This is a genomic window from Kribbella sp. NPDC043289 (genome assembly GCF_056436705.1).
This window is the reverse complement of record NZ_JBWKCB010000008.1, coordinates 231,778-256,540: the sequence shown is the minus strand read 5'-3', so window position 1 is coordinate 256,540 and position 24,763 is coordinate 231,778. Positions and strand designations below refer to the sequence as shown.

The following is a 24,763-nucleotide window of genomic DNA, read 5'->3' as shown; positions in this document are numbered from 1 at the left end:
GTTCTGACTGCGAGTCACCGTCGAGGGACCCTGTGTCAGAAGTGTCCAGACATGGCGAAGAGGCGGTGCCGCCGGAAAGCACCGCCTCTTCTACGAGGTTTTTTAGACGCCGTGGCCGTGAGCCTGGGCGCGGGCCTCCGGGCGGAAGCCGTTGCGCGGGCTCAGCGTGTCGTCGCCGTTGCCGAGCGCCTTCAGCTGCTCGGTGAAGTACGTCTTCAGGCGGCTGCGGTACTCCCGCTCGTACGCGTGCAGGTCGTCGATCGTGCGCTCGAGCTGGCCCTTCTGCTTCTCCAGGGTGCCGAGCATCTGCGCGCGCCGCTCGGCGATCTCGCCGTCGAGCTTCTCGGCGCGGGCGCGGGCCTCACCGGTCATCCGGTCGGCCTTGCCGCGAGCCTCGTTCTCCAGCCGCTCCGCCTTGGCGCGGGCCTCGCCGATGATCTTGTCGGCGGTGTCCTTCGCCTCCTGGACCAGGTCGTCGGAGTGCTTGGTGGCCATCTCCAGCAGGCGCACGGCCGAGCTGGACGCGTCGCCGACCGTGCCGGCCGCCGCAGCCGCACCTGGGACCGCCACCGGCGGCTTCGGCTCCTCCGGCTTCTCGACGACGACCGGGGGCTTCGGCTGCTGCACGACAGGCGGCAGCGCGGCGGTCTGGTCGACGACCGGCCGCTGCTGGTCCGCACCCGCGCGCTGCGCCGCCGCGAGCTTGGCCCGCAGCTCCTCGTTCTCGGCGAGAAGTCGCTCGAGCTCGGCCTCGACCTCGTCGAGGAAGGAGTCGACCTCAGTGACGTCGTAGCCCTCCCGTAGTCGGACGGGCGTGAATTGCTTCGAGCGGACGTCATCCGGCGTCAGCGGCATCTTTCACCTCGTTTGTCTGTGTCTTGGCGGAGTCCCCGTGGCCTGCGCCTTGGCGACTCAGTAGATCACGTTATCGCTTCGTTGTCTTATGACGGAATCGGGGCGGGCGAGAACGCCTCTGCACCCGTTCGGCGCCCCGTGCTACGGCCCCGAGTTTCCGTGACTCTTCCTACCCAGTCAGCGCTGTGCTCACCCTCACAACAACGACCGGATGGCCGTCGAGTTGATGGACATCGCCACCGAGACGATGACGAAGAGCATCAGCATGGACAGGTCGATCCGCACCCCACCGGCCCCGATCGGGGGCAGGATCCGCCGCAACGGCTTCAGGAACGGGTCGGTGATCGAGTAGATCAGTTCGAAGAACAGCAGCAGTGGGCCTTTGGGATGCCACTGCGGGGCGAACATGACGATCAGACTGAGAACGAACCTCGCCACCAGCACCAGGAAGAAGGCGAGCAGGACCCAGCTGAGGACACCGAGGACGATCGCGAGAACATTCATGTCGTCAATGAGTGTAGAAGACGGCGCAACGCGGGCAACCAACCAGAGCCTCAGCTCTGGTTGTAGAACCCGTCCGCGGCGATCTTCTCCTTCTCCTCGGCGGCGACCGTGACGTTCGGCGGGCAGACCAGGAACACCTTGGTGGTGATCCGCTCGATGGAACCCCGGCAGCAGAAGATCAGCCCGGCGGCGAAGTCCACCAGCCGCTTGGCGTCGGAGTGGTCCATCTCGGTCAGGTTCATGATGACGGGCGTGCCGTCGCGGAAGTGCTCACCGATGACGCGCGCCTCGTTGTAGCTGCGCGGGTGCACGGTGGTGATGCGGGCCAACTCGGTAACCTCCGGGGACGGCGCGACCCCGCGCCGGTCTGGGAACTTGCTGACCGTGGCACCACTCGGCTCGGGGCGCTCCTCGCGGTGCTCCCGGGTCTCGCGGCTCTCCCGGCCGGCGGGTACCGGCTCGGTCTCCTGGGAGTCCCCGTCGACGGTTTCGTCGGCGTACTCGTCGTCGTACTCGTCGTCGTAGGTGTCGTCATAGCGGGCGTTGTAGCGCTCCCCGTCCTCGACCAAGCCGAGGTACACACCCATCTTGCGCAGTGCGCCGCTCATGGCCCCTCAGCACCTCGATCCGGTTCGACGACAACAGTGAGCAGGAAAGAAACCTGCTCGATGTCGACACTAGCCCAGCGGAGGGCGCGTACCGAGTAATGCGCGCCCGAGCCGAACGTGTGTCGCACCCTGCTTGATCGCGGCCTCCAGATCACCGGTCATCCCGGCCGAGATCCAGTCCGCACCAGGGTGTTCGGAGCGTAGCCGGGACGCTACTTCGCGCAGTCCCGCGAAGGCCGTTTCCGGGTCCGAACCAAGGGGTGCGACGGCCATCACGCCGCCGAGCTCCAGCCCGTCGGCGGCAGCGATCGCGGCGGCCAGTTCCGGTACGTCGGACGGCGCGACGCCACCGCGACTCGCGCCGGTCGCCGCGTCCGCGGGTCCGTACGCAGCGAGGCTCACCTGGATCAGGCAGCGCAGCGACTTCTCCTCGGCGACCGCCGCCTTCGACAACGCCTCGACGAGTGACGAGCGGTCGACGGAGTGCACGGCCGAGGCATATCTCACGACAGAGCGGGACTTCTTCGACTGCAGCTGCCCGACGAAGTGCCAGGTGAGGTCGGGACAGTCCGGCGCCTTCGCCTTGAGCTCCTGCTCGCGGTTCTCACCGACATCCCGGACCCCGAGGCCCGCCAGCGCCCGTACGTCGCTGATGGGGAAGGTTTTGGTGATCGCCACGAGGGTCACCTCCTCCGGCGCCCTCCCGGCCGCCTGACAGGCCTTCTCGATCCGCTCCCGCACCTGCTCGAGATTGGCCCGCAGTTCGTCGTCGCGCGCCGTCATCGCGCGGCCAGCTTGATGAGGCCCGCCATCCGGCCGCTCTCCGGACCTTCGCGACGGTAGGAGTACAGGTTCTCCGACTCGATCGTGCAGGCCGTCGCGTCGACCACCTCGACGTCGAGCTCGGCCAGCTGCGCCTTCACACCGGCGGCGACGTCGATCGCGGGCGTTCCCCAGGTCGTCTCGGAGTACGACGCCGGCACCTGTTCCGCGACTTCGGCCCGCATCTGCTCGGGGACCTCGTAACACTTCCCACACGCATACGGCCCGAGTACGGCGGTGATCTCCGACGCACCGAGTTCGCGCATCGCCTCGACGGTCGCCGGGACGATGCCGACGTACATCCCCTTGCGGCCGGAGTGTGCGGCACCGATCACACCGTCGGCGTACAGCACCACGGGCAGGCAGTCCGCGGCGCGGACCGCCAGGACGACATCGGATCGCGTCGTCACCAGCCCGTCGGCCTTCGGCATCGGCTGGATCGGCAGCGCGTCACCCGGCCGTACGACGTGGACGTCGCGACCGTGCACCTGGCTGACCCGGACGACCGCTTCGGGCTGCACCTCGAAGGACTCCGCGACCAGCTTGAAGTTGGCCGTGACTCCGTCGGCGTCCGGACCCAATGCGCTGCCCAGGTTCAGCTCGCCGTACGGCGGTTGGCTCGCACCCCCGAAGCGATCGGTGAAGGCGAAGCGAACACCCTGGCGAACCTCGTCGTAGCCGAACACGACTGAAGATTACCCAGCGGCGACCGCGGCGCCCAGCACCGTCCGCGCCTCGTCCGTCACACCGTTCCGTTCCGGATCCGGCGGCAGCGCCAGCACGTGCTCGGCCGCTCGGCGGTAGGCCTCGTCAAAGGCACGATCCGCCGGTACGTCGAGATCGGGAACGACGCCGACGCCCTCCCAGTTGGTCCCCGACGCCTGGTTCACCGAACGCGCCACCGGCACGGTCCCCTCGAGTTGCTCGTCCAGCTTGAACCCACGCCGGGGATGCGCGCCGCCGCCGGTCCGCTCCCCCACGATGACCGCCCGCCCGAACTGCTGCAGGTTGTACGCCAACTCCTCGCCACCCGAGAACGTCATCGGGCTCGTCAACACCCATATCGGCTTGCCGCCAACGAACCGCGGGCCCGGCACAGACGGCAATGTCCAGAACTGCCGCGTCGTCCCTTCCGACGGACTGATCAGATCCTGCAGGTGGATCGCTTCGTCGGAGTCCAGCAAATAGCTGCACACAAAGGCGACCTGGTCAGGCGATCCACCCACGCAGCGCCGCAAGTCGAGGAGCAGCGCGTCGGTCGACGCGAGCAACGACATCGCAGCGGTGACCGCCGGACCGGCGAGATGCGGCGGGTAGAGCAACGGCCGGATCTCCAGCAGTCCGACGTTGCCGTCGAGCCGTTCGACGCGCGCCATCCCGCCGGCGTCGAGCGCTGCCCGGCGGCGCCAGTACGCGTCCTCGGCCGCCGGGTCCGTCTCGTCCGGCAGCCCGTCGCGGTGGTACTTGAGCCGCAGGTGTTTGTCGCGATTACCGATCTGCAGGTCGGTCGTGACCCGCTCGGCCAACTCCTCCGGCGCCCGAAGGTCGTCATACCGGCCCTCGGCGACTGCCGCGGCGAGCCGGGCCGCGACCTCGGCGCCGACCTCGGGGAAGACGTAGTGCTCGGCGACCAGCGCGCCGAGCCGGCCGACGACGGCCCTGATCTGTTCGGTCTCCATGAGCAGGAGTAGAGCACGCGGATTGACAAAGCGTCAAGAATTCTCGACGCTTGATCCATGGAAGAGATCGTCGACCATCTGGAAGTGTCGAGTGCCGCGCAGTTCAAGGCGCTCGGGCACCCGCTGCGGCACCGGCTGCTGTTCGCGATCGGGCAGGAAGCAGCCACGATCAGCCAGCTGGCGACGACCCTCGGGACGGCGAAGGGCAACGTCGCCCATCACCTGGGCGTACTGCGTGACGCGGGGATGGTGCACGTCGCGGAGACCCGGCAGGTGCGGGGCGGGACCGAGCAGTACTACCGCCGCTCCGTGCGGCGGTTCGGCTTCGTCGGTGAGGGCGCGCGGGCCAACAACACCGTCGCACTCCAGGCCGTCGCGGCCGAGCTCGAGACGGCGGACGACGACGACCCGCTCTTCACGGTGCGGAACATCCGGCTGACAGCCGCGCAGGCCGAGGAACTGGCCGCCACCCTGGGCCGCATGGTCGACGACCTCACCGACGCCGGCCCGACCGAGTCGCGGTACGGCGTCGTGGTGTCGGTCTACCGCCCCCGCCAGACCGAGCCGCCCGCCTGACCTCCACACCAACGAAGAACACCCACCAGCCTTCGCCGAACCGGCGAGCGGGCTGGTGGGTGTTCGAAGCGGACTGACCTACTTCAGGAAGTCCGGGATGTCGAGGTCTTCCTCGGGCTCCTGCTTCTTCGGCCGGTTCGCCTGGCCGGCGCCGGAGGTGTTGCCCGAAGTGTTGCCGGAGTTGTTGCCCGTGGCGTTGCTCGGGCCGTTGGTCGGCCACGAGTGCTGCGTCGACGGCGAGGCCGGCGTGTGCGGGGCCGGCTGCGCCGACTGCTGACCGGACTGCACCGTGCGGACACCGTCACCGGCCGGCGGCCGGGCGGAGTTCGTGGTGCCGACACCGGGCCGCGGCTCGGTCGGCGCCGGCACCGGGACGGTGTCGTCGGTCGGCGCCGGCGGCGTGGTCGGGGTGCTCTGGTTGCCGGGCGCGGCACCGACCGGCGGGTTCCCGGCCGAGGGCTGAGCGTTCGGCACCTGACTCGGCTGCTGCGTCGGAGCAGGCTGCTGCACCGGCGGCTGGGCCTGGACCGGCGGAGTCTGCGGGGCAGGCTGCGTCGGCTGACCGGCCTGCTGGCCGACCTGCTGTGTCGAGCCACCGGACATCGGGGCCGAGTAGCTGCCCTGCGACGACGGGCGGGACGACTGCGGTCGCGCCTGGTTCATCGCCTGCTCGCGGCGTTTCGGCATCCCGCCGTCGAACCCGGCCGCGATCACCGTGACCCGCACCTCGTCCCCGAGAGCGTCGTCGATCACCGCGCCGAAGATGATGTTCGCGTCCGAGTGCGCGGACTCCGACACCAGCTGGGCCGCCTCGTTGATCTCGAACAGCCCGAGGTCGGAGCCACCGGCGATCGAGAGCAGGACGCCGTGGGCGCCCTCGATACTTGCCTCCAGCAACGGCGACGAGATGGCTGCCTCGGCCGCCGCGACCGCGCGGTCCTCGCCGCGGGACGAGCCGATACCCATCAGCGCGGAGCCGGCGTTCGACATGACCGCCTTGACGTCCGCGAAGTCGACGTTGATCAGACCCGGCGTGGTGATCAGGTCGGTGATCCCGGAAACACCCTGCAGCAGCACCTGGTCGGCCTGCTTGAACGCGTCCAGCACGGACACGGCGCGGTCGGAGATGGTCAGCAGCCGGTCGTTCGGGATGACGATCAGCGTGTCCACCTCCTCGCGGAGGGTGCTGATGCCGTCCTCGGCCTGGGTCGCCCGGCGCTTGCCCTCGAACGAGAACGGCCGGGTCACGACACCGATGGTCAGCGCGCCGAGCGAGCGGGCGATCCGGGCCACGACGGGTGCGCCGCCGGTGCCGGTACCACCGCCCTCGCCGGCCGTGACGAAGACCATGTCGGCGCCCTTCAGCGCCTCCTCGATCTCCTCGGCGTGGTCCTCGGCGGCCTTCTGCCCGATCGCCGGGTTCGCCCCGGCGCCGAGGCCGCGGGTCTCCTCGCGGCCGATGTCGAGCTTCACGTCCGCGTCGCTCATCAGCAACGCCTGGGCGTCGGTGTTGATGGCGATGAACTCAACGCCCTTCAGACCGTGCTCGATCATCCGGTTGACGGCATTCACGCCGCCCCCGCCGATACCTACGACCTTGATGAGTGCCAGGTAGTTCTGCGGTGCCGCCACGTCCGCGCCTCTCGCCTCGTTCGTTTCCCGTTGTCCAGCGAAAAGACTGAACCTCAAGTGGATGCTTAGACTTATGTCAACTTTAGATTACGACGCACGGTACGGGACGCTTCCGGGCAAAGTCCACGCGCCTCGCCGCGCGTCATCCCGGATGTGATCCGTTACCGCTTTTCCCCTTTGGTGACAGGGAGATCGGGCGCCGAGACGTCGTACACCTTCGCCTGCCGCTTCATCAGCACGCTGAGTACGCCGGCCTTGCGCTCGCTGTCATCGGAACTGCCCCACACGACCTTCACCCCGGAGCTGAGGTTCAGGGTGATCGAGTCCGGCGACGCTGCCGAGATCGATCCCACCTGCGCCCGCAACGTCTCCGGGAGCGCCGCCGACACCGTCACCACCGAGTGGATCGTGACGTCGCGACGTACCCCGGTCACCCTCGCATCCGGCAGCCCGGCCGGCCGGTCCGGCACCGTCCGGTACCTCGTCCCGGTCGCGTCCACCAGCTCGTACCGCGAGCCGTCCGTGACCACCACCACCGGAACCCGCTCGGTGACGACGATCACGATCTTGCGTGGCCACGCCCGGGTCACCTGTGCGTCCGCCACCGCCGGGATGGTGCGCACCCGGTCCGCGATCGACCGCAGGTCGACGTTGACCAGCGGGGTGCCCATCGGCACGGCGGCGGTCTGCTCGATCGTTGCCACCGGCACCGTGTCGGCACCGCTGATCCGGACGCCCGAGACCGCGAAGGCGGAGGAGAAGTAGAACAACCAGACGATCAGCCCGGCCAGCACGACCAGGCCGCCGCCGATGGCCCAGGGCAGCCAGCTGCGCCACCGCACCAGCCGTTGCCGGCGCGCGAACCGCTGCTGTGCCCGAGCCAGATCGACGCTCTGGCTCATTCAACAAACCCCACCCTTTTACTCCACCACAGGAGCGAGCGCGTCCGCGGGAGACTCGCGGGTAGCGGCGCGTTCCGCCAGCAAACCAACGACTTCCGGACCGATCAGTGTCACGTCGCCCGCGCCCAGTGTGACCACCAGATCACCCGGCTCGGCCAGGTCCGCGACCAGCTGCGGTACGGCGGACCACGACGGCTCGAAGCGCACCTGCTCGGGCTTCAGCGGCACGTGGTTCGCGATCAGCGCCCCCGTGATACCCGGCTCGGGGTCCTCGCGGGCCGCGAAGATGTCCATCACCACGACCTCGTCGGCCAGCGCGAGCGCCTCGGAGAACTCGGTCGCGAAGATCCGGGTCCGGCTGAACAGGTGCGGCTGGAAACAGGCGACCACCCGCCCCTCCCCCGCCACCTGGCGCGCGGCGGTCAGGTCGACCGCCAGCTCGGTCGGGTGGTGCGCGTAGGAGTCGAACACCCGGACGCCGTCCTCGAGCCCCTTGAACTCGAACCGCCGCCCGGTGCCCGTGAACGCCGCCAGCCCCTCGGCCAGGTCGGCCGCGGAGAACCCGAGCCCGAGCCCAACGGCGAGCGCCGCCGACGCGTTCAGCGCGTTGTGCTTGCCCGCCTGCTGCAGGTTCACCACCGGCAGCTTGCGGCCGCGGTACACCGGCACGAAGGACTGCGTCGCCCCGGTCGCGGTGATCTCGGTGACCCGCAGGTCCGCGTCCTCGGCCTCGCCGTACGTGCGGACGTCGATCCCGAGGTCCCGCGCGTACGCCGCCAGTCGCCGCGCGCCCGCGTCGTCCTGGCAGATCACCATGAAGCCGCCCGGCAGGACCCGCCCGCAGAACTCCTCGAACGCCTTCCGGTAGCTGGCCTCGTCGCCGTAGTTGTCCAGGTGGTCCGGCTCGACCGACGTGACGATCGACACCTCGGGCGCATAGGTCAGGAACGACTTGTCCGACTCGTCCGCCTCGGCGACGAACAGGTCGCCGTTGCCGTCGTGGGCGTTCGACCCGGATTCGTTGAGGTTCCCACCGATCGCGTACGACGGGTCGGCGCCGCAGTGCTGCAGCGCGACCGTGAGCATCGACGTGGTGGTGGTCTTGCCGTGCGTCCCGGCGACGGCCAGGGTCCGGCGGCCGACCATCACCGACGCGAGCGCGGCGGCCCGGGGCAGGATCGTGATCCCGGCCGCGCGGGCGGCGACCACCTCGGGGTTGGTCTCGCGGATCGCGGTCGACACCACCACGGTGTCGACGTCCTGCACGTGCTCGGCGGCGTGCCCGACCCAGCAGGTGGCGCCCAGCGCGCGGAGCGCGGCCAGCACCTTGCCGTCCTTGGCGTCCGAACCGGACACCTCGATCCCGCGCGAGGCCATGATCCGGGCGATCCCGGACATCCCCGCGCCGCCGATTCCTACGAAATGCACCCGGCCCAGCTTCTCGGCCGGCAGCAAGGTGTCAGGAGCGGTGACGATCACGAAGCAGACCCCACCACATCGAGGATGATCCGCGCCAATCGGTCGTCGGCGTCGGTCCGGATGACGCCGGTCGCAGCTGTGGACATAGCAGTGAGACGCTCGCGGTCGAGCAGAAGTTGGGGCACGTTCGCACGAACCCAGTCGACGGTCAGCGTCGCGTTGTCGATCAGGACGCCGCCACCCGCGTCGATCACGGGTTTCGCGTTCAGCCGCTGCTCGCCGTTACCGATCGGCAGCGGGACGTAGATCGCGGGCAGGCCGACGCCGGACACCTCGGTGACCGTGTTCGCGCCCGAGCGGCAGACCACCAGGTCCGCGGCGGCGTACGCCAGGTCCATCCGGTCGACGTAGTTCAGGACGACGTACGGGTAGCGGCCGGTCTGCGGCACCTCGAGGGTGTTCTTCGGGCCGATCGCGTGCAGCACCTGGATGCCGGCCGCCTGCAGGTCCGCGGCGGCGCCGGAGATTGCCTCGTTGATCCGCTGCGCGCCCTGTGACCCACCGGTCACGAACAGCGTCGGCGCGTCCGGGTCGAGGCCGAAGAACTGCCGGGCCTCGGCGCGCAGTGCGGCCCGGTCCAGCGTCGAGATCGCCCGCCGGATCGGCAGGCCGACGTACTCCGCGTGCGGCAGCTCGCTGCCCGGGAACGACGTCTTCACGTGCTGCGTGCAGTAGCGGGCGGCGAACTTGTTGGCGATCCCCGGGACCGCGTTGCCCTCGTGCACGACGATCGGGGTCTTGCGCCGCCAGGCGGCGACGTACGCCGGGGTGGACACGTACCCGCCGAAGCCGACCAGGACGTCGGCCTTCGCGTCCTCCAGGGCCTTCCGGGCGGCACTGACCGAGGCCAGCATCTTGCCGGGGACGGCCAGCAGGGCGGGCGTGGGTTTCCGGGGCAGCGGCACCGGCGGGATCAGCTCGAGGCGGTACCCGGCCTCGGGCACCACCCGGGTCTCCAGGCCGCGCTCGGTCCCGAGGGCCAGGATCTCGATGGTCGGGTCGATCCGGCGCAGGGCGTCGGCGGTGGCGATCAGGGGTGAGGTGTGGCCGGCGCTACCGCCACCGGCCAGAACGATGCTGGGCACAGCTTTCAACGCTCCCGCGGGTTCACTTGTACGACATACGCCGCGAAGGCAACCACCCGAACCGGGGCCGCCTGGTCTCTTTCAGGGCGGCCTGCGCGCCGGGCTCGGCCTTCGCGAAGGACAACAGCATGCCGATCGCGATCAGCGTCGGCAGCAGTGCGGAACCACCGTACGACAAAAGCGGGAGCGGGATACCCACGATGGGTAGCAGTCCGATCACGGCGCCCAGGTTGACCAGGGTCTGCGCCATGATCCAGATGGTGATCCCGGCCGCGGCGTAGCGGACGAACGGCTCGGTGTTGCGGGTCGCGATCCGCACCCCGGCGTACGCCATCGTGAGGAACAGGGCGAGCACGGTCAGCGAGCCGACCAGGCCGAGCTCCTCACCGATCACCGAGAAGATGAAGTCGGTGTGCGCCTCCGGCAGGTTGCTCCACTTCTGCCGGCTGTTGCCGATCCCGACGCCCCACCAGCCGCCGGTGGAGAGCGCGTAGAACGAGTGGTACGCCTGCCAGCCGACCGTGGTCGGGTCCGCGAACGGATCCAGGAACGAGGTGACCCGCTCCATCCGGTACCGCTCCGCGTTCACGAAGTACGTCGCCACCGCGCCGACCACCACGATCGTCGCGACGAACAACCGCGTCGGCGCGCCGACGATCCAGATCATGCCGATCATCACGGCCATCAGGACCAGCGCCGTACCGAGGTCGTGCTGGCCGACCACGAGCGCGATCAGCAGACCGCAGACCGGGACCATCGGGACCAGCAGGTGCTTCCACTGGGTGAGCAGCTTCTCCTTGCGCGCGTACAGGTCCGCGCACCACATCACCATCGCCAGCTTGGCGAACTCACTCGGCTGGATCTGCAGCGGTCCGCCGAGGTTCAGCCAGTTGGTGTTGCCGTTCACGCCGACGCCGAGGCCGGGGATGTAGGTGAGCACCAGGAGGAACATCGAGCCGAGCAGCGCGACGTACGCGAGCATCCGGAAGTGCCGGGGCGTCATCCGCGAGGCGACGTACGCCATCGGGAGGCCGACGCCGACCCAGATCAGCTGCCGGATGAAGATCGTGTAGCTGTTCCCGTTCACCCGCAGCGACAGCACGCTGGACGCCGACAGCACCATCATCAGCCCGAGCACCAGCAACAGGCCGGTCGCCCCGAGCACGATGTGGTACGACGTCAGCGGCCGGTCGAGCACGTCCTTGATGGCCGCGATCCACGGGCGCTCACTTGTCTTGTTCTTCTGGTCCGGCTGGTCAGCGATCGACGTCACGCGATCACCTCCGGATCACTGACCGGGGCGTGGCTGATGGTTCCACGCCGTAGCGAGCAGGTGCTCGGCGCGGTGCATCGGCGCGCGGGAGCGAAGGTCTCGATGCGGAGCATCGTGGCCTTTGCTCACGTGCGGCGAGGTGCCGTGCCGAGCGCCGCGCAGTAGGCGTGGAACCATCAGCCACGCCCCAACGAGCGAACGGCTTCGGCGAAAGCGTCCCCACGGGCCCCGTAATTGGCGAACATGTCCCAGGAGGCGCAGCCGGGCGCGAGCAGCACGGTGTCGCCGGCTTGTGCAAGCTTCGTCGCCTCCCCCACCACGATCTCCATGGCTCCAGTGTCCGTTGCGTCAACCACGATCCTCGGCACATCCGGTGCGTGTCGCTCGAGAGCTTCGGCGATCACGTCCTTGTCCTGCCCGAGCAGTACGACGGCCCGCAGCCGTTCCCGGGCGGCGATCACCAGCTCGTCGAACGTCGCGCCCTTGGCCTGACCGCCGGCGATCCAGACCACGTGCTCGTAGGCGAGCAGCGAGGCCTGCGCGGCGTGCGGGTTGGTCGCCTTCGAGTCGTCGACATAGTTGACCCCGGCAACCTCTGCGACGTGCGCGATCCGGTGCTTGTCCGGCCGGAACCCACGCAGCCCGTCGCGGATCGCGGTCGCCGGTACGCCGAACGCTCGGGCCAGTGCCGCCGCGGCCAGCGCGTTCGCCACGTTGTGCGGCGCGGGCGGCGTGATGTCGGACAGGCTCGCGAGCTCCAGCGCCGACGTCTGCCGCTGCTCGATGAACGCTCGGTCGACCAGCAGATCGTCGACCAGACCGACCATCGACAGGCCCGGCGTACCGAGGGTGAAGCCGATCGCGCGGCAGCCCTCGATCACGTCCGCGTCCATCACCAGCTGCTCGGTCGCCGGGTCGGCCACGTTGTACACGCACGCGACCTGGCAGTTCTCGAAGATCCGGCCCTTGTCCTTGGCGTACGCCTCCAGCGACCCGTGCCAGTCGACGTGGTCCGGCGCGATGTTCAGCACCGCGGCCGCGTGCGCCGACATCGAGTGCGTGTAGTGCAGCTGGTAGCTGGACAGCTCGACCGCGATCACGTCGAACGGCTCGGGGTCCATGACGGCCTCGAGCAGCGGCAGGCCGACGTTGCCCGCGGCAACGGCCCGGTGACCGGCGGCCTCCAGGATCGCGGTCAGCATCTGCACCGTCGTGGTCTTGCCGTTGGTCCCGGTGATGCCCAGCCACGGAGCGGCGTTGGCCGGGTCGCGCAGTCGCCACGCCAGCTCGATCTCGCTCCAGATCGGTACGCCGCGCTCGGCCGCCTGCGCGAGCAGCGGGGCATGCGGCGGTACGCCGGGCGACGTGACGACGACGTCGACCTCTTTCGGGAGTTCCGCCGTACTGCCCGGGCCGAGCGTGATCGTCGCGCCGAGGGTCTCCAGGATCTGCGCCTTCTCGCGCAACCCCTCGTTGTCCCGGTCGTCGAGTACGACGAGCTGCTCGGCACCGGCCTGCAGCAGCGAGTCGGCGCAGGCGTAGCCCGCCGTACCGAACCCGAGCACCACGAACCGGGTGGTGTCCCAGCCATCGGAGGTGCGCGTTTCGAGGCTCATCCGGTGACCCATTCCGCGTAGAAGATCCCGAGTCCGATCACGACGCACAGGCCCTGGATGATCCAGAACCTGATCACCACGTTGACCTGTTCCCAGCCGAGCATCTCGAAGTGGTGATGCAGTGGTGCCATCCGGAACAGGCGTCTGCCGTGGGTGAGTTTGAAGTAGCCGACCTGCAGGATCACCGACGCGGTGATCAGGACGAACAGCCCACCGAGCAGCAGCACCAGCAGTTCGGTGCGGGTCATCACGGCCATCCCGGCCAGCGCGCCACCGAGGGACAGCGAACCGGTGTCACCCATGAAGATCTTCGCCGGCGACGCGTTCCACCACAGGAAGCCGAACAGCGCCCCGGTCAGACAGGCCGCGACCACGGCCAGATCCCGTGGATCTCGTACTTCGTAGCACTTCGCGCCCACGCCGCGCTCGGTGGCGCAGCTCTGGTTGAACTGCCAGATGCAGATCAGCGTGTAGGCACCGAACACCATCATCGACGCGCCCGTGGCCAGACCGTCGAGGCCGTCGGCGAGGTTCACGCCGTTCGACATGCCGGCGATCAGCAGCAGGATCCAGATGATCACCAGGACGGCCGGCAGCTCCAGCCAGCCGATGTCCCGGATGAACGAGATGAACGGCGACGCCGGCCGTTGCCCGCGGTCGTCGGGGAACTGCAGCGCGAGCACCGCGAAGATCACCGCGACCAGCGTCTGGCCGGCCAGTTTCGCCTTGCTCCGCAGGCCGAGGCTGCGCTGCCGGAAGATCTTGATGAAGTCGTCGAGAAACCCGACCGCACCCATCCCGGCGAACAGGAACAGCACCAGCAGCGCCGAGGCGGTCGGCCCGCTCCCGGCGCCGGTGGTCAGCATCGCGAACAGCTTCGCGGTGAAGTACCCGACGATGGTCGCGACGATGAACACGGTGCCGCCCATCGTCGGCGTACCGCGCTTGGTCTTGTGCGACGTCGGGCCGTCGTCACGGATCTCCTGGCCGTACCCGCGCTTGGCGAGCAGCGTGATCGCCCACCGGGTGCCGAGCAGCGTCAGCACCATCGAGACGGCGCCGCCGAACAGGATCGAGATCACTGCTGTGCCTCCACGAGGGCATCTGCGAGGCTGCGGAGTTTGGCGGCCTTCGAGGACTTCACCAGGACGACGTCACCCGCGCGCAGCTCGGCGCGCAGCAACTCCAGCGCCTCACCGATGGTCTCGAGGTACGTGGACTCGTTGCCCCACGAGCCTTCCAGCGAGGCACCGAGGTGCATCGGTTTCGCGCCCGCGCCGACCACCACCAACCGGTTCACGTCCAGCCGGACGGCCAGCCGGCCGATCGCGTCGTGTTCGTCGGCAGAGGTGTCGCCGAGCTCGAGCATCTCGCCGAGCACCGCCCAGGTCCGCGCGCCGCGGGACCGGCCGATCGCGACCAGCGACTTGAGCGCCGCACGGGTCGAGTCCGGGTTCGCGTTGAACGCGTCGTTGATGATCGTGACGCCGTCGGCGCGCTCGGTCAGCTCCATCCGCGCCGCGGACATCAGGGTGGCGGCGTTCAGACCGTCGGCGATCTGCTCCGGAGTGATACCGACGGCCGCCGCGACCGCCGCGGCGGCCAGCGCGTTCGAGACGAAGTGCTCGCCGATCAGCCGCAACTGGACGGCGCCGCTGAAGCCGCCGAGGTGCAGCGTGAACGCCGGCGGGCCCTCGCCGTCGATCTTCACGTCGGTCGCGCGGACGTCGGCCTCCGGCGCCTCACCGAAGGTCAGCACCTTCTGCTCGGTCCGGCTGCGCATCGCGGCGACCCGATGGTCGTCGGCGTTCAGCACCGCGGTGCCTCCTGCGGCCACGGCCTCGATCATCTCGCCCTTGGCGACGGCGATGTTGTCCTGCGACCCGAACTCGCCGATATGCGAGGTGCCCACGTTCAGCACCAGCCCGACGGTCGGCGGCGTGATCCCGGTCAGGTAGGTGATGTCGCCCCGGTGCCGCGCCCCCATCTCGGCGACCAGGTACTTCGTGCTCGCGGTGGCCTGCAGCGCGGTCAGCGGGTGCCCGATCTCGTTGTTGAACGAGCCCTCCGGTACGACGGTCTCGCCGTACGGGCTGATCAACTGGCCGATCAGGTCCTTGGTGCTCGTCTTGCCGGTCGAACCCGTCAGGCCGATAACGACCAGGTCGGGCAGCCGGCCGACGACGAGCCGGGCGAGGTCGCCGAGGGCCCGCTGCGGGTCGTCGACGACGATGCACGGGCTGCCGTCGACCACACGGGTCGTGAGCGACGCCGTGACGCCTGCCGAGGTCGCCGTACCGACGAAGTCGTGGCCGTCGACGCGCTCACCGGGCAGGGCGACGAACAGTCCCCCGGGTCCGGCCGCACGCGAGTCGATGACTACCGCGCCGTCGACGACAGCCGTGGGCTCGACGCCCACCAGCTCACCGCGGACGGCGTCGGCGATCTCGCCGCAACTGACAGGGATCACCGATCTGCCTCCAACAGCTCACGCACAGTTTCGCGGTCGTCGAACGGGTGGATCACACCGCCGACGTCCTGGCCTGTCTCATGACCCTTCCCGAGGACGACGACCGTGTCGCCCGGGCCGGCCAGCTCGATCGCGGTCGCGATCGCCTGCCGACGGTCACCGATCTCGTGCAGGTCCACGTCCGGCACGGCCTGCCGCGCACCTTCCAGCGCCGCGGCCCGGATCGCCGCCGGGTCCTCGCTGCGCGGGTTGTCGTCGGTGACGATCACGACGTCCGCGGCCCGCGCCGCCTCGGCACCCATCGCCGGCCGCTTGCCGCGATCGCGGTCGCCACCGCACCCGACAACCGCGAACAGCCGGCCCTTGGTGGCGCCGCGCGCGGCGCTCAGCGCCAGCGCGATCGCGTCCGGCGTGTGCGCGTAGTCCACGATCACCGCCAGCCCGTCCTCGCGGGTGAACAGCTCCATCCGCCCCGGCACCGTCGCGGTCCGCAGCCCGGCAGCGATCGCCTCGGCCGGTACGTCGAGCTGTCGCAGCATCGCCGTCGCGAGCAGCGCGTTGGCGACGTTGAAGTCACCCGGCAGCCCGATCTCCACGGTCAGCGTCTCGCCCGGCCCCTCGATGTCCAGCACCGTCGTGCCGTGCTCGGACCGGTGCCGGCTCGCGACGGTCCAGTCGGCAGCACCGGTCGTCGACACGGTGACCAGCGGTACGACGGTCTGCGCGGCGAGCCGGCGCCCGTACTCGTCGTCGATCGTCACCACCGCGACATCGCAGCGCTCCGGGGTGAACAGCGAGGCCTTCGCCTGGAAGTAGTCCTCGAACGTCTTGTGGAAGTCCAGATGGTCCTGGGTGAGGTTCAGGAACCCCGCGACCGCGAACCGGGCCCCGTCGACGCGGCCCAGCGCCAGCGCGTGGCTGGAGACCTCCATCGCACACCACGTGACCGCCTGCTCACGCATCACCGCGAACAGCGCCTGCAGATCGGTGGCTTCCGGAGTGGTCCGGACGCTCTTCACCACCTCGTCACCGACCCGCGTCTGGATCGTCCCGATCAGCGCCGAGCGGCCGAGCTGCCGCAGTACCGCGTCGAGCAGGAAGCTGGTGGTGGTCTTGCCGTTGGTTCCGGTCACGCCGAGCAGCCGCAACGCGCTCGTCGGCTCACCGTAGATCCGGGACGCGACCGCGCCGAGCACACTCCGCGGGTTGTCGACGACCAGCACCGGCAGACCGGTCGCCGCGGCCCGCTCGGCGCCGGCCGGGTCGGTCAGTACGGCGACCGCGCCGGACTGCTGGGCTTTCGCGACGAACTCCGCGCCGTGCGTGACCGCACCGGGCAGAGCGGCGTACAGGTCGCCGGGAAGGACAGAACGCGAGTCGAGGGAGACACCGGTCACGGTCGCCGGCGACGGTGCCGGGACGTGTACATGGGCGACGCTCGCGAGGTCGGCGAGGCTCACCGGCACGACGTGCCGTGGCCTGATCGCTGCGACCGCGCCGCCGGCGGCGGTAGGGGTGGACACGGGCCCTGAGGCTACCGCTCCGGGCCCTGTGACTCCTACCTGCCCCTGCGTCACCAGGCTCTGCCTCACCGGCCCGGGTCTGTCCAGGTGAGCGGGATCTCCGGCTGCTTCGCCCCGGACGGCGGGACGACGTACTTCTGCAGCGCGTAGCTCATCACGTCTCGGAACACCGGTCCTCCTTGCAGGCCACCACCGCGAACGCCGTCGCTCGGGTCGTGCAGTACGACGTACGTAACGAACCGTGGGTTGTCGGCCGGCGCGAATCCGGCAAAAGAAGTCGCCCACTTGCCGTACTTACCCGTCTTCGGGTCGACCTGCTGCGCCGTACCGGTCTTGCCCGCCACGAGGTAGCCGTCGATCGCGGCCTGCGGCGCGGTGCCCTTCTTCGCGGTCACCGCCTCCATCATCGTGGTGACCTCCTTGGCGGCCTGCTCGCTCACCACCCGGCGGCCCGGCGCGACCTGGTTCGGCGTCACGGTGCCGTTCGCGTCGACGTAGTTGCGGACCAGCTTCGGCGGCATGTACACGCCACCGTTCGCGACCGCGTTCACCGCCGCGGTCTCCTGGACGGCGTTCACCGACAGTCCCTGGCCGAACGCGACGTTCGAGCGGGTCAGCTCCGGCCACTCGTCACCCGGCGTCAGCAGGCCCTTGGTCTCGCCCGGGAAGTTCAGGCCGGTCGGCTCCCCGAACCCGAAGTCGTGCAGGTACTTCACGAACTGCGCGATCGGCATCTGCTGCGCGGCCAGGATCGTGCCGACGTTCGACGACTTCGCGATCACCCCGGAGATGGTCAGGTTCATCGTGTCGTGCGACCAGTGGTCCTTGATGATCCGGCGCTGGACGTCGATGCTGCCCGGCACCTTCAGCTTGGTGCCGAGATTGATCTTCCCGGCGTCGGCGAGCGCGGCCATCGTGACCACCTTCTGCACACTGCCCGGCTCGTAGCTGCGCTCCAGCGCGGGGTTGTTCAGGTCCGCGGAAGTGAACTTCTTGTTCGGGTCGAAGCTCGGGTAGTTGGCCATCGCCATCAGCTCGCCGGACTTCGTGTCCATCACGATCACCGTGCCCGAGCTGGCCTTGTACTCCTTCACCGCCTGCTCGATCCGCTTCTCCGCGAAGAACTGCAGGTCGGTGTCCAGGGTCAGCTGCACGCCGACGCCGGGCTTCGGCTCCACGACCGTGTGGTTCGCGTTCGGGATCTTGTTGCCCTTGGCATCGACCTCGTACATCGCGCTGCCGTCCTTGCCGGACAGCTTGCTGTTCAGTCCGTACTCGAGACCGGACAGCGCCTTGCCGTCGCCGCTGGTGACGCCCACCACCGACGCGGCGATGCTGCCGTTCGGGTGGCTGCGGATCGGGTCTTCCTCGGTGTACAGCCCGGTCAGCAGGGGCGCCTGCTGCTCCGTCGGCTTGCCCTTGTTCTGCTCGGCGATCGGGACGTTCGCGGCCTTCATCTCGTTCTGGATCGCGGTCCAGGCCGTCGGGCTGACCTTGCGGGCGACGTACGCGAACCGGCCGGGACCGCTCATCGAGGCGATCAGTTTCGCGGTCGTCGTACCGGGGAGCTTTGGTGCCAGGATCGCGGCGAGCTGCTGCGCCACCGGCTTGGTCTGCTTCGGGTCCGCGGTGATCGCGACCGCGTCCTCGGTGACCGCCAGCTCGACGCCGTTGCGGTCCTCGATGGTGCCGCGGGACGCGTGCAGGGTGTACGTCCGGGCGTTCTCCTTGGTCGCCGCCTGGGCGTAGCTGTCCGGGTCCACGCCCTGGAGCAGCACGAGGCGGCCGGCGAACAGTGACAGGACGAACGCCATCACGCCGAAGGTCATCCGCAGCCGCAGCGCCGGACGCCCCAACCGCAGCATCCGCGGCGGCTTGCGCACCTTCCGCTTCTTGGGCCGAGGAGCCGGCCGATTCTGCGGCGGCCGCTTCGCGGACCCCTTCTTCACGGCCGCCTTCTTCAGGGCCGCCTTCTTCGCCGGCCCCTTCCGCCCGCTACCGGTTCCGACGGCGCGAGCGCCGCCGCTACGACCACTGCCCCCTGCACCGCGAGCGCTCCCGCTCCGAGCGCTCCCGCTTCCCGTGCCGCGGGGGGTCCCACTGCCGGTGCTGCGAGCCGTGCCGCCGGTTGCGCGGGTACGGCCGCCGGACTCTGCCCTCGGCGCCCGCTGGTCTCCCGCGCGACCGCGAGCCTCGTCCACCCGCCGCTGACCCGCACGCTTCTCACCCGCGCGAGCCCGGTCGTTGTCCGCGCGCTTGTCGCCGGTACGGGCGCGGCTCTCGTCGGATCGCTTGCGCGGCGCTGGCGTGCTGCCGTTCGCCCGGTCCTGCGACCCCGGACGGCGGGCAGTGCCGTTCTCCTCCTGCGCCTTGCGGAGCAGCCGGTCCCGGGTCGACTCGGCGCGTTGCGGGGTGTTGCGGGCACTGTCCGTAGTGGACGGACGACGGGGCTGAGCCTTGCGCGGCGGCGGGTTCCCCCGGCCAGATCCGGTGCCACGATCGCGTGGCGGCTCGTTTCCCCGTCGGTCCGTCATCCGATCATCCCCGTGTGGTCGTGGCGGGCGGCTTCGTCGTCGTGGCCGGCGGCTTCGTCGTCCCGGCCGTTGGCTTCGTCGTACCCGCCGTCGGCTTCGTAGTGCCTGCGTTCGGCTTCGTGGTGCCGGTCGTCGGCTTCGTGGTCGTCGCCGGCGGTTTCACGGTGCCGGTGGTCGGCTTCACCACCGGTGGCTTGACCACCGCGGGCGGCTTGGCGGTCGCGGTCCCGGTCGGCGTCCCCGGCCCGAACATCGCCGTACCGGCTCCGGCCTTGCCCTCTGCCGGTACGCCGAGCACGCGCCCGTCGGACAGCCGCAGGAACACCGGGTTCGGGTTCGGCACCATGCCCATCCGCAGCGCGCGGTCGGACAGGTTCTGCGGCGACTCCAGCGTGCGGACCTGCTTCTCCAGCTGCTCCTGCTGGTCGCGCAGCTGATCGGCCTGGCTGCTCAGCTTGGTGATCGCGAACGTCCCGCTCTGCAGCTCCGTGTTCAGCAGCAGCAGGCCGACGAGTCCGGCAGCCAGCAGCGACACCACGAAGATGACGAACGGCATCCGCGGCGGCCGGAACGGCGCGCCGTAGACCACCCGCAGCCGGGGCTCCGCCTTCTTGGCGGTCTTGGTGGTGACCGGCGTGACCCGCGCTTTCTGCGGGCTGAAGACAGTACTCATCAGGCCACCAGTCCTTTCTCCCGGATCCGTTCGGCCGCGCGGACCCGGGCTGAGGCGGCTCGCGGGTTCGCCGCGATCTCGTCCTCGGTCGGTCGCTCGGCCCCGCGGGTCAACAGCTTCAGGTACGGTTCGTGCCCCGCCGGGATGACCGGCAGGTCGTCGGGTACGTCGGTCTTCGTGGCGGCCGCGAACACCTGCTTGGTGATCCGGTCCTCGAGCGAGTGGTAGCTCATCACCACGATCCGGCCGTGCAACGCCAGCGCACCGAGGGCGGCCGGCAGCGCGCGACGCAGTACCTCGAGCTCGCCGTTCACCTCGATCCGGAGCGCCTGGAAGGTGCGCTTCGCCGGGTGTCCCCCGGTCCTCCGGGCCGCCTGCGGGATCGCGTTCCGGACCAGTTCGCTCAGCCGTGCGCTGTTCGTGAACGGTTCGATCTCGCGCTCGCGGACGATCCGGTCGGCGATCCGGCGGGCGAACTTCTCCTCGCCGTACTGGAACAGGATCCGGGCCAGGTCGGCCGCGCTGTAGGTGTTCACGATGTCCGCGGCCGTGGTCGGTCCGGTCGAGTCCATCCGCATGTCCAGCGGCGCGTCCTGGGAATAGGCGAAACCACGCTCGGCCTCGTCCAGCTGCATCGAGGAGACGCCCAGGTCGAACAGGATCCCGTCGATCGCCGGTACGCCGAGGTCCGCGAGCGCCCGCGGCAGCTCGTCGTACACCGCGTGCACGAGCGTCAGCCGGTCCGCGTACGGCGCCAGCCGCTCGCCGGCCAGCCGCAGTGCGGCCGGGTCGCGGTCGAAGCCGATCAGCCGGATCTCGGGGAACTGCCGGAGGAACGCCTCGGAATGACCGCCGAGGCCGAGGGTGGCGTCGACGAGGACGGCACCGGGACGCGCGAGCGCCGGTGCCAGCAGCGCGACCACGCGCTCCAGCATCACCGGCACATGCCGATCCGCAGCGTCCATCTCGACCCTTCCCGTCGCCGCGGGAGGCGACCCTGCCCCCGCAGGTCTTGTGTGTGCTGTCCCGGCGTCGCGGTGCCTGGACAGGTGGTACGTGAACGGGTGCGGATCTTCAGACAGCACCGTCCGGTCAGATCGCGGGTACGCCTTCCGGGGAAGTACCTGCCGGTCTTGGCGCCGGGGAAGTGACGCCAACACTCCAGGTCGGAAGTCGGACCCGTGATCTCACCGGACGGTTCGGTGTGTTCGGCCCTCGCACACTGTTCAGCTGGTTGCTCAGAAGATGCCTGGCAGTACTTCCTCGGAGAGGTCGGCGAACGCCTGCTCCTGCTCCGCGGAGTACCGGTTCCAGTTCTCCGTGTTCCAGATCTCCACCCGATTCATCGCCCCGATGACGACGCAGTCGCGATTCAGTGATGCGTAATCGCGCAGCATCGGCGGGATGGTGACCCTGCCCTGCTTGTCCGGCATCTCGTTGGAGGCACCGGCGAACAACATCCGTAGGTAGTCCCGCGCACCCTTGTTGGTGATCGGAGCCTGCTTCAACTGCTCGGTCAGCTGGACGAACTCACGCTCCGGCCACACGGACAGCGATCGTTCCTGTCCACGCGTGATCACCAGACCGTCGGCCAGCTCGTCCCGGAACTTCGCCGGAAGAAACAGTCGCCCCTTGTCGTCGAGCTTGGGGAAGTGCGTTCCGAGGAACACGCTCCACCTCCCCGTTGCGGACCTTCCGACTCAGGCGAGTGATTCCACCACTTCAGTTCCACTGCGCTCCACCTTACTCCACTTTCCACCACCGTCAACCAACTTCCGCCCCATTACGCCCCCGCGCCGCCTGAATCCGCCGCTCGATTCCTGCGTGTCGCTGCCGGCTCAACCGTCGGCGTACGGCGCCTGCGGAGCGTGCCGTCAGCGCTGTGGAGCGTGGTGGAGCGCACTGGTGGTGCGAAGTGGAGGACGCTGTGGAGCAAAAGGGAGGAAGGGGTGGAGGAAAGTGGAGGAGCCCGCGACCCGATCGGTGAACCTTTGTCTTGGTTCGACCGTGAACCAGGCAGGCGTTTGGAGCGTCGTACGCCCCGCGCACGCCTTTGGCCACCCGTACGCTTGGAGGGACGACTTACCGACCCCGCCGTGAGGGCGTGCGCCGATGGACATCGAATCGCCAGGTAACGAAACTCCCGCCGCTCTAGGTCCGACCCCTACAGCGGGTGACAATGTGGCGGCAGTCAACGAATGGGGAGGACTCAGAGTGAGCACCACCGCGACCAGCTCGCCGCTGGCAGGGGCCGGGGACTTCGACGAGCTGTCCGAGGTGGCGGGCCGGGTCCGCCGCGCCATGGAGCAGGTGATCGAGGGGAAGAGCGACGTTGTCGAGGTCGCCGTCACCGTGCTGCTGGCCGAGGGCCACCTGTTGATCGAGGACGTTCCGGGCGTCGGGAAGACGATGCTGGCCAAGGCGCTGGCGAAGTCGATCGACTGCAGCGTGCGACGGATCCAGTTCACGCCGGACCTGCTGCCGTCGGACATCACCGGCGTCTCGGTCTTCAACCAGGAGATCCGCGACTTCGAGTTCAAGCCCGGCGCGGTGTTCGCGAACATCGTCGTCGGGGACGAGATCAACCGGGCCTCGCCGAAGACCCAGGCCGCGCTGCTGGAGTCGATGGAGGAGCGACAGGTCACCGTCGACACCACGACGTACCAGCTCGAAGCGCCGTTCATGGTGATCGCGACGCAGAACCCGATCGAAATGGAAGGCACCTATCCGCTCCCCGAGGCGCAGCGCGACCGGTTCATGGCCCGGGTCTCGATGGGCTACCCGGAACCGGCCGCCGAGCTGCGGATGCTGGACGGGCACGCGGCCGACGACCCGCTGCTGACCCTGCAGCCGGTGACCGACGGGCAGCAGATCCTCCGCCTGGTGAAGACCGTGCAGTCCGTGCACGTGTCGGAGTCGGTGAAGGAGTACGCCGTCGCTCTGGTCGGTGCGACGCGGCGTTCGCAGGAGCTGCGCCTCGGCGCCAGCCCGCGCTCCACGCTGCACCTGATCCGTGCGGCCCGCGCGGCCGCGGCACTCGACTCCCGGGAGTTCGTGCTGCCGGACGACATCCAGGAGCTCGCGGTTCCGGTGCTCGCGCACCGCGTACTGCCGGCGGCTGAGGCGCATCTCGGTGGGCGCGGTGCAGCCGACATCATCTCCGGGCTGGTGTCCAACGTGGCCCTCCCCCGCACGCGTCGGGACTGAGCCATGCGGCACGCACTGCGCGGACTGACCACCAGGGGGCGGGCGTTCGTCGCGGCCGGTCTGACGGCTTCGCTGTGTGCACTGTTGCTCGGCCAGAAGGACCTGCTGCGGGTCGGCATCCTGCTGGCCGCGCTGCCGGTCGTGGCGGCCCTCGTCGTCGGCCGGACCAGGCTGCGTCTGCAGGTACGCCGTAGCCTCGCGCCGGACCAGGTCCCGGTCGGGACCCAGTCGACGGTCGAGCTGACCCTGAGCAACCAGGGCCGGATGCCCGCGGGGTTGCTGCTGCTCGAGGACCGCATTCCTTATGTATTAGGGCACCGGCCACGGTTCGTCGTCGACCGGGTCAGCCCGAACTGGCGCCGTACCGTCACCTATCCGGTGAAGAGCGACGTCCGGGGGCTGTTCCAGGTCGGGCCGTTGATGCTGACCGTCGCCGACCCGTTCGGGTTGGTGGAGACCAGCCGGACGTTCACGCGGAGCCAGCATCTGCTGGTCACACCCCGGGTCTTCAAGCTGCCGGAGATCCGGCTGGGTGCGGACCGGGCCGGCTCGGGCGAGAACCGGCCGCGGGCGATCGCGGCGGCCGGCGAGGAGGACGCGACGGTCCGCGAGTACCGCGACGGCGACGACCTGCGCCGGGTGCACTGGCGGTCGACGGCACGCCGCGGCGAGCTGATGGTGCGCCGCGAGGAGCAGCCCTGGCAGAGCCGCTGCGCGCTGTTCCTGGACGCGCGGACGATCTCGCACCACGGGCACGGGCCGTCGTCGAGCCTGGAGTGGGCGGTCAGCGCGATCGCCTCGATCGGCATCGACCGGGTACGCCGCGGCTACGTCACCACGATGCTCGGTGGGCCGACCACGCTGTCGGCGATCACCCATCGCTCGTCCACGGCGGTGCACCAGCCACTGACCCAGCAGCAGTTGCTGACCGAGTGCGCGACCGTCGAGGAGCACAAGTACGCCGAGATCGGTCCGCTGCTGACCGTCGACCGGCACGCGCAGGAGCCGAGTCTGGTGATCGCGGTGGTCGGTGCGTGCGGCTCCGACGACGTCACGGCGCTCAACCGGTGGCGGACCAGCCAGGCGACCGGAGTCGCGCTGCTGCTGGACGCCGCGAGCTGGGCGGTCGGCGTCGAGGCAACCGAGAAGGCCGCGCGCCTTTCCGCAGCCACGGACGCCACTGAGAACGAACTCCTCCGCAACGGCTGGCGCGTAGCCAGAGTCCGCCGCGGTGACCATCTACCAACTGTCTGGTCCACCCTCGGCCTACGAAGCGGACGGATCGCATGACCGGTCACGCCAGGATTTCCATCGCCGCTTGGGGA

Annotated in this window: 22 protein-coding genes; 3 read left to right on the top strand and 19 right to left on the bottom strand. The window is 69.5% G+C overall.

Going from position 1 to position 24,763, the window contains the following annotated elements; genetic code table 11:
• Positions 1–102: 102 nt before the first annotated feature.
• From AC0662_RS36255 to AC0662_RS36230, 6 genes are all read right to left on the bottom strand, one after another.
• Complete coding sequence (locus tag AC0662_RS36255) at positions 103–855, bottom strand: DivIVA domain-containing protein (RefSeq protein ID WP_387772877.1); 753 nt, start codon at positions 853–855, stop codon at positions 103–105.
• Positions 856–1,050: 195 nt separating this feature from the next.
• Positions 1,051–1,359 (bottom strand): YggT family protein, encoded by a 309-nt coding sequence (locus AC0662_RS36250; protein WP_452194371.1) that lies wholly within the window; start codon positions 1,357–1,359, stop codon positions 1,051–1,053.
• 50 nt (positions 1,360–1,409) lie between these two features.
• Complete coding sequence (locus AC0662_RS36245; protein ID WP_452194372.1) at positions 1,410–1,967, bottom strand: cell division protein SepF; 558 nt, start codon at positions 1,965–1,967, stop codon at positions 1,410–1,412.
• 69 nt (positions 1,968–2,036) lie between these two features.
• Positions 2,037–2,750: a YggS family pyridoxal phosphate-dependent enzyme gene (locus AC0662_RS36240; protein WP_452194374.1), complete on the bottom strand. Its 714-nt coding sequence runs from the start codon at positions 2,748–2,750 to the stop codon at positions 2,037–2,039.
• Positions 2,747–3,475, bottom strand: coding sequence for a peptidoglycan editing factor PgeF (pgeF, locus tag AC0662_RS36235; RefSeq protein ID WP_478306341.1), 729 nt, complete (start codon positions 3,473–3,475; stop codon positions 2,747–2,749). The genes AC0662_RS36240 and pgeF overlap by 4 nt, the downstream gene beginning before the upstream one ends.
• Before the next feature lie 9 nt (positions 3,476–3,484).
• Positions 3,485–4,468: a S41 family peptidase gene (locus tag AC0662_RS36230; RefSeq protein WP_478306339.1), complete on the bottom strand. Its 984-nt coding sequence runs from the start codon at positions 4,466–4,468 to the stop codon at positions 3,485–3,487.
• Positions 4,469–4,525: 57 nt separating this feature from the next.
• Here AC0662_RS36230 and AC0662_RS36225 point away from each other — a divergent pair, with 57 nt between their 5' ends.
• On the top strand, positions 4,526–5,044 hold the full coding sequence (locus AC0662_RS36225; RefSeq protein WP_452194380.1) for an ArsR/SmtB family transcription factor: 519 nt from the start codon (positions 4,526–4,528) through the stop codon (positions 5,042–5,044).
• A gap of 78 nt (positions 5,045–5,122) precedes the next feature.
• Here AC0662_RS36225 and ftsZ read toward each other — a convergent pair whose 3' ends face one another.
• The 13 genes from ftsZ to mraZ all read right to left on the bottom strand — a co-directional run bounded on the left by ftsZ (position 5,123) and on the right by mraZ (position 21,901).
• A complete protein-coding gene (gene ftsZ, locus AC0662_RS36220) occupies positions 5,123–6,676 on the bottom strand; it encodes a cell division protein FtsZ (RefSeq protein ID WP_478306337.1) in 1,554 nt (517 codons plus the stop codon).
• A 161-nt stretch (positions 6,677–6,837) separates the two neighbouring features.
• Positions 6,838–7,578: a cell division protein FtsQ/DivIB gene (locus AC0662_RS36215; RefSeq protein WP_478306335.1), complete on the bottom strand. Its 741-nt coding sequence runs from the start codon at positions 7,576–7,578 to the stop codon at positions 6,838–6,840.
• A gap of 18 nt (positions 7,579–7,596) precedes the next feature.
• Positions 7,597–9,057 carry a UDP-N-acetylmuramate--L-alanine ligase gene (gene murC / locus AC0662_RS36210; RefSeq protein ID WP_452194385.1) on the bottom strand — a complete coding sequence of 487 codons (1,461 nt, stop codon included), beginning with the start codon at positions 9,055–9,057 and terminating at the stop codon, positions 7,597–7,599.
• A complete protein-coding gene (gene murG, locus AC0662_RS36205) occupies positions 9,054–10,142 on the bottom strand; it encodes an undecaprenyldiphospho-muramoylpentapeptide beta-N-acetylglucosaminyltransferase (protein ID WP_478306333.1) in 1,089 nt (362 codons plus the stop codon). The genes murC and murG overlap by 4 nt, the downstream gene beginning before the upstream one ends.
• Positions 10,143–10,164: 22 nt before the next feature.
• Positions 10,165–11,415 carry a putative lipid II flippase FtsW gene (gene ftsW / locus AC0662_RS36200; protein ID WP_478306331.1) on the bottom strand — a complete coding sequence of 417 codons (1,251 nt, stop codon included), beginning with the start codon at positions 11,413–11,415 and terminating at the stop codon, positions 10,165–10,167.
• Positions 11,416–11,591: 176 nt separating this feature from the next.
• Positions 11,592–13,031 (bottom strand): UDP-N-acetylmuramoyl-L-alanine--D-glutamate ligase, encoded by a 1,440-nt coding sequence (gene murD / locus AC0662_RS36195; RefSeq protein ID WP_478306329.1) that lies wholly within the window; start codon positions 13,029–13,031, stop codon positions 11,592–11,594.
• Positions 13,028–14,080: a phospho-N-acetylmuramoyl-pentapeptide-transferase gene (mraY, locus tag AC0662_RS36190; protein ID WP_452194695.1), complete on the bottom strand. Its 1,053-nt coding sequence runs from the start codon at positions 14,078–14,080 to the stop codon at positions 13,028–13,030. Before mraY ends, murD begins: the two co-directional genes overlap by 4 nt.
• Before the next feature lie 29 nt (positions 14,081–14,109).
• The gene (locus AC0662_RS36185) at positions 14,110–15,501 is read right to left on the bottom strand and encodes a UDP-N-acetylmuramoyl-tripeptide--D-alanyl-D-alanine ligase (RefSeq protein WP_478306327.1); all 1,392 of its coding nucleotides are present in this window, start codon (positions 15,499–15,501) and stop codon (positions 14,110–14,112) included.
• Positions 15,498–17,024 carry a UDP-N-acetylmuramoyl-L-alanyl-D-glutamate--2,6-diaminopimelate ligase gene (locus AC0662_RS36180; RefSeq protein ID WP_452194393.1) on the bottom strand — a complete coding sequence of 509 codons (1,527 nt, stop codon included), beginning with the start codon at positions 17,022–17,024 and terminating at the stop codon, positions 15,498–15,500. The genes AC0662_RS36185 and AC0662_RS36180 overlap by 4 nt, the downstream gene beginning before the upstream one ends.
• A gap of 65 nt (positions 17,025–17,089) precedes the next feature.
• On the bottom strand, positions 17,090–19,558 hold the full coding sequence (locus tag AC0662_RS36175) for a peptidoglycan D,D-transpeptidase FtsI family protein (RefSeq protein WP_478306325.1): 2,469 nt from the start codon (positions 19,556–19,558) through the stop codon (positions 17,090–17,092).
• A gap of 4 nt (positions 19,559–19,562) precedes the next feature.
• Complete coding sequence (gene ftsL, locus AC0662_RS36170; protein WP_478306323.1) at positions 19,563–20,231, bottom strand: cell division protein FtsL; 669 nt, start codon at positions 20,229–20,231, stop codon at positions 19,563–19,565.
• A complete protein-coding gene (rsmH, locus tag AC0662_RS36165; protein ID WP_478306321.1) occupies positions 20,231–21,196 on the bottom strand; it encodes a 16S rRNA (cytosine(1402)-N(4))-methyltransferase RsmH in 966 nt (321 codons plus the stop codon). Before rsmH ends, ftsL begins: the two co-directional genes overlap by 1 nt.
• Positions 21,197–21,469: 273 nt before the next feature.
• Positions 21,470–21,901, bottom strand: a complete 432-nt coding sequence (gene mraZ, locus AC0662_RS36160) for a division/cell wall cluster transcriptional repressor MraZ (RefSeq protein ID WP_452194399.1) — start codon at positions 21,899–21,901, stop codon at positions 21,470–21,472.
• Positions 21,902–22,499: 598 nt separating this feature from the next.
• Here mraZ and AC0662_RS36155 point away from each other — a divergent pair.
• Both AC0662_RS36155 and AC0662_RS36150 read left to right on the top strand, forming a co-directional pair.
• Positions 22,500–23,438 (top strand): AAA family ATPase, encoded by a 939-nt coding sequence (locus AC0662_RS36155; protein ID WP_452194696.1) that lies wholly within the window; start codon positions 22,500–22,502, stop codon positions 23,436–23,438.
• Between the two features lie 3 nt (positions 23,439–23,441).
• Positions 23,442–24,728 carry a DUF58 domain-containing protein gene (locus tag AC0662_RS36150; protein ID WP_478306319.1) on the top strand — a complete coding sequence of 429 codons (1,287 nt, stop codon included), beginning with the start codon at positions 23,442–23,444 and terminating at the stop codon, positions 24,726–24,728.
• Positions 24,729–24,763 lie beyond the last annotated feature (35 nt).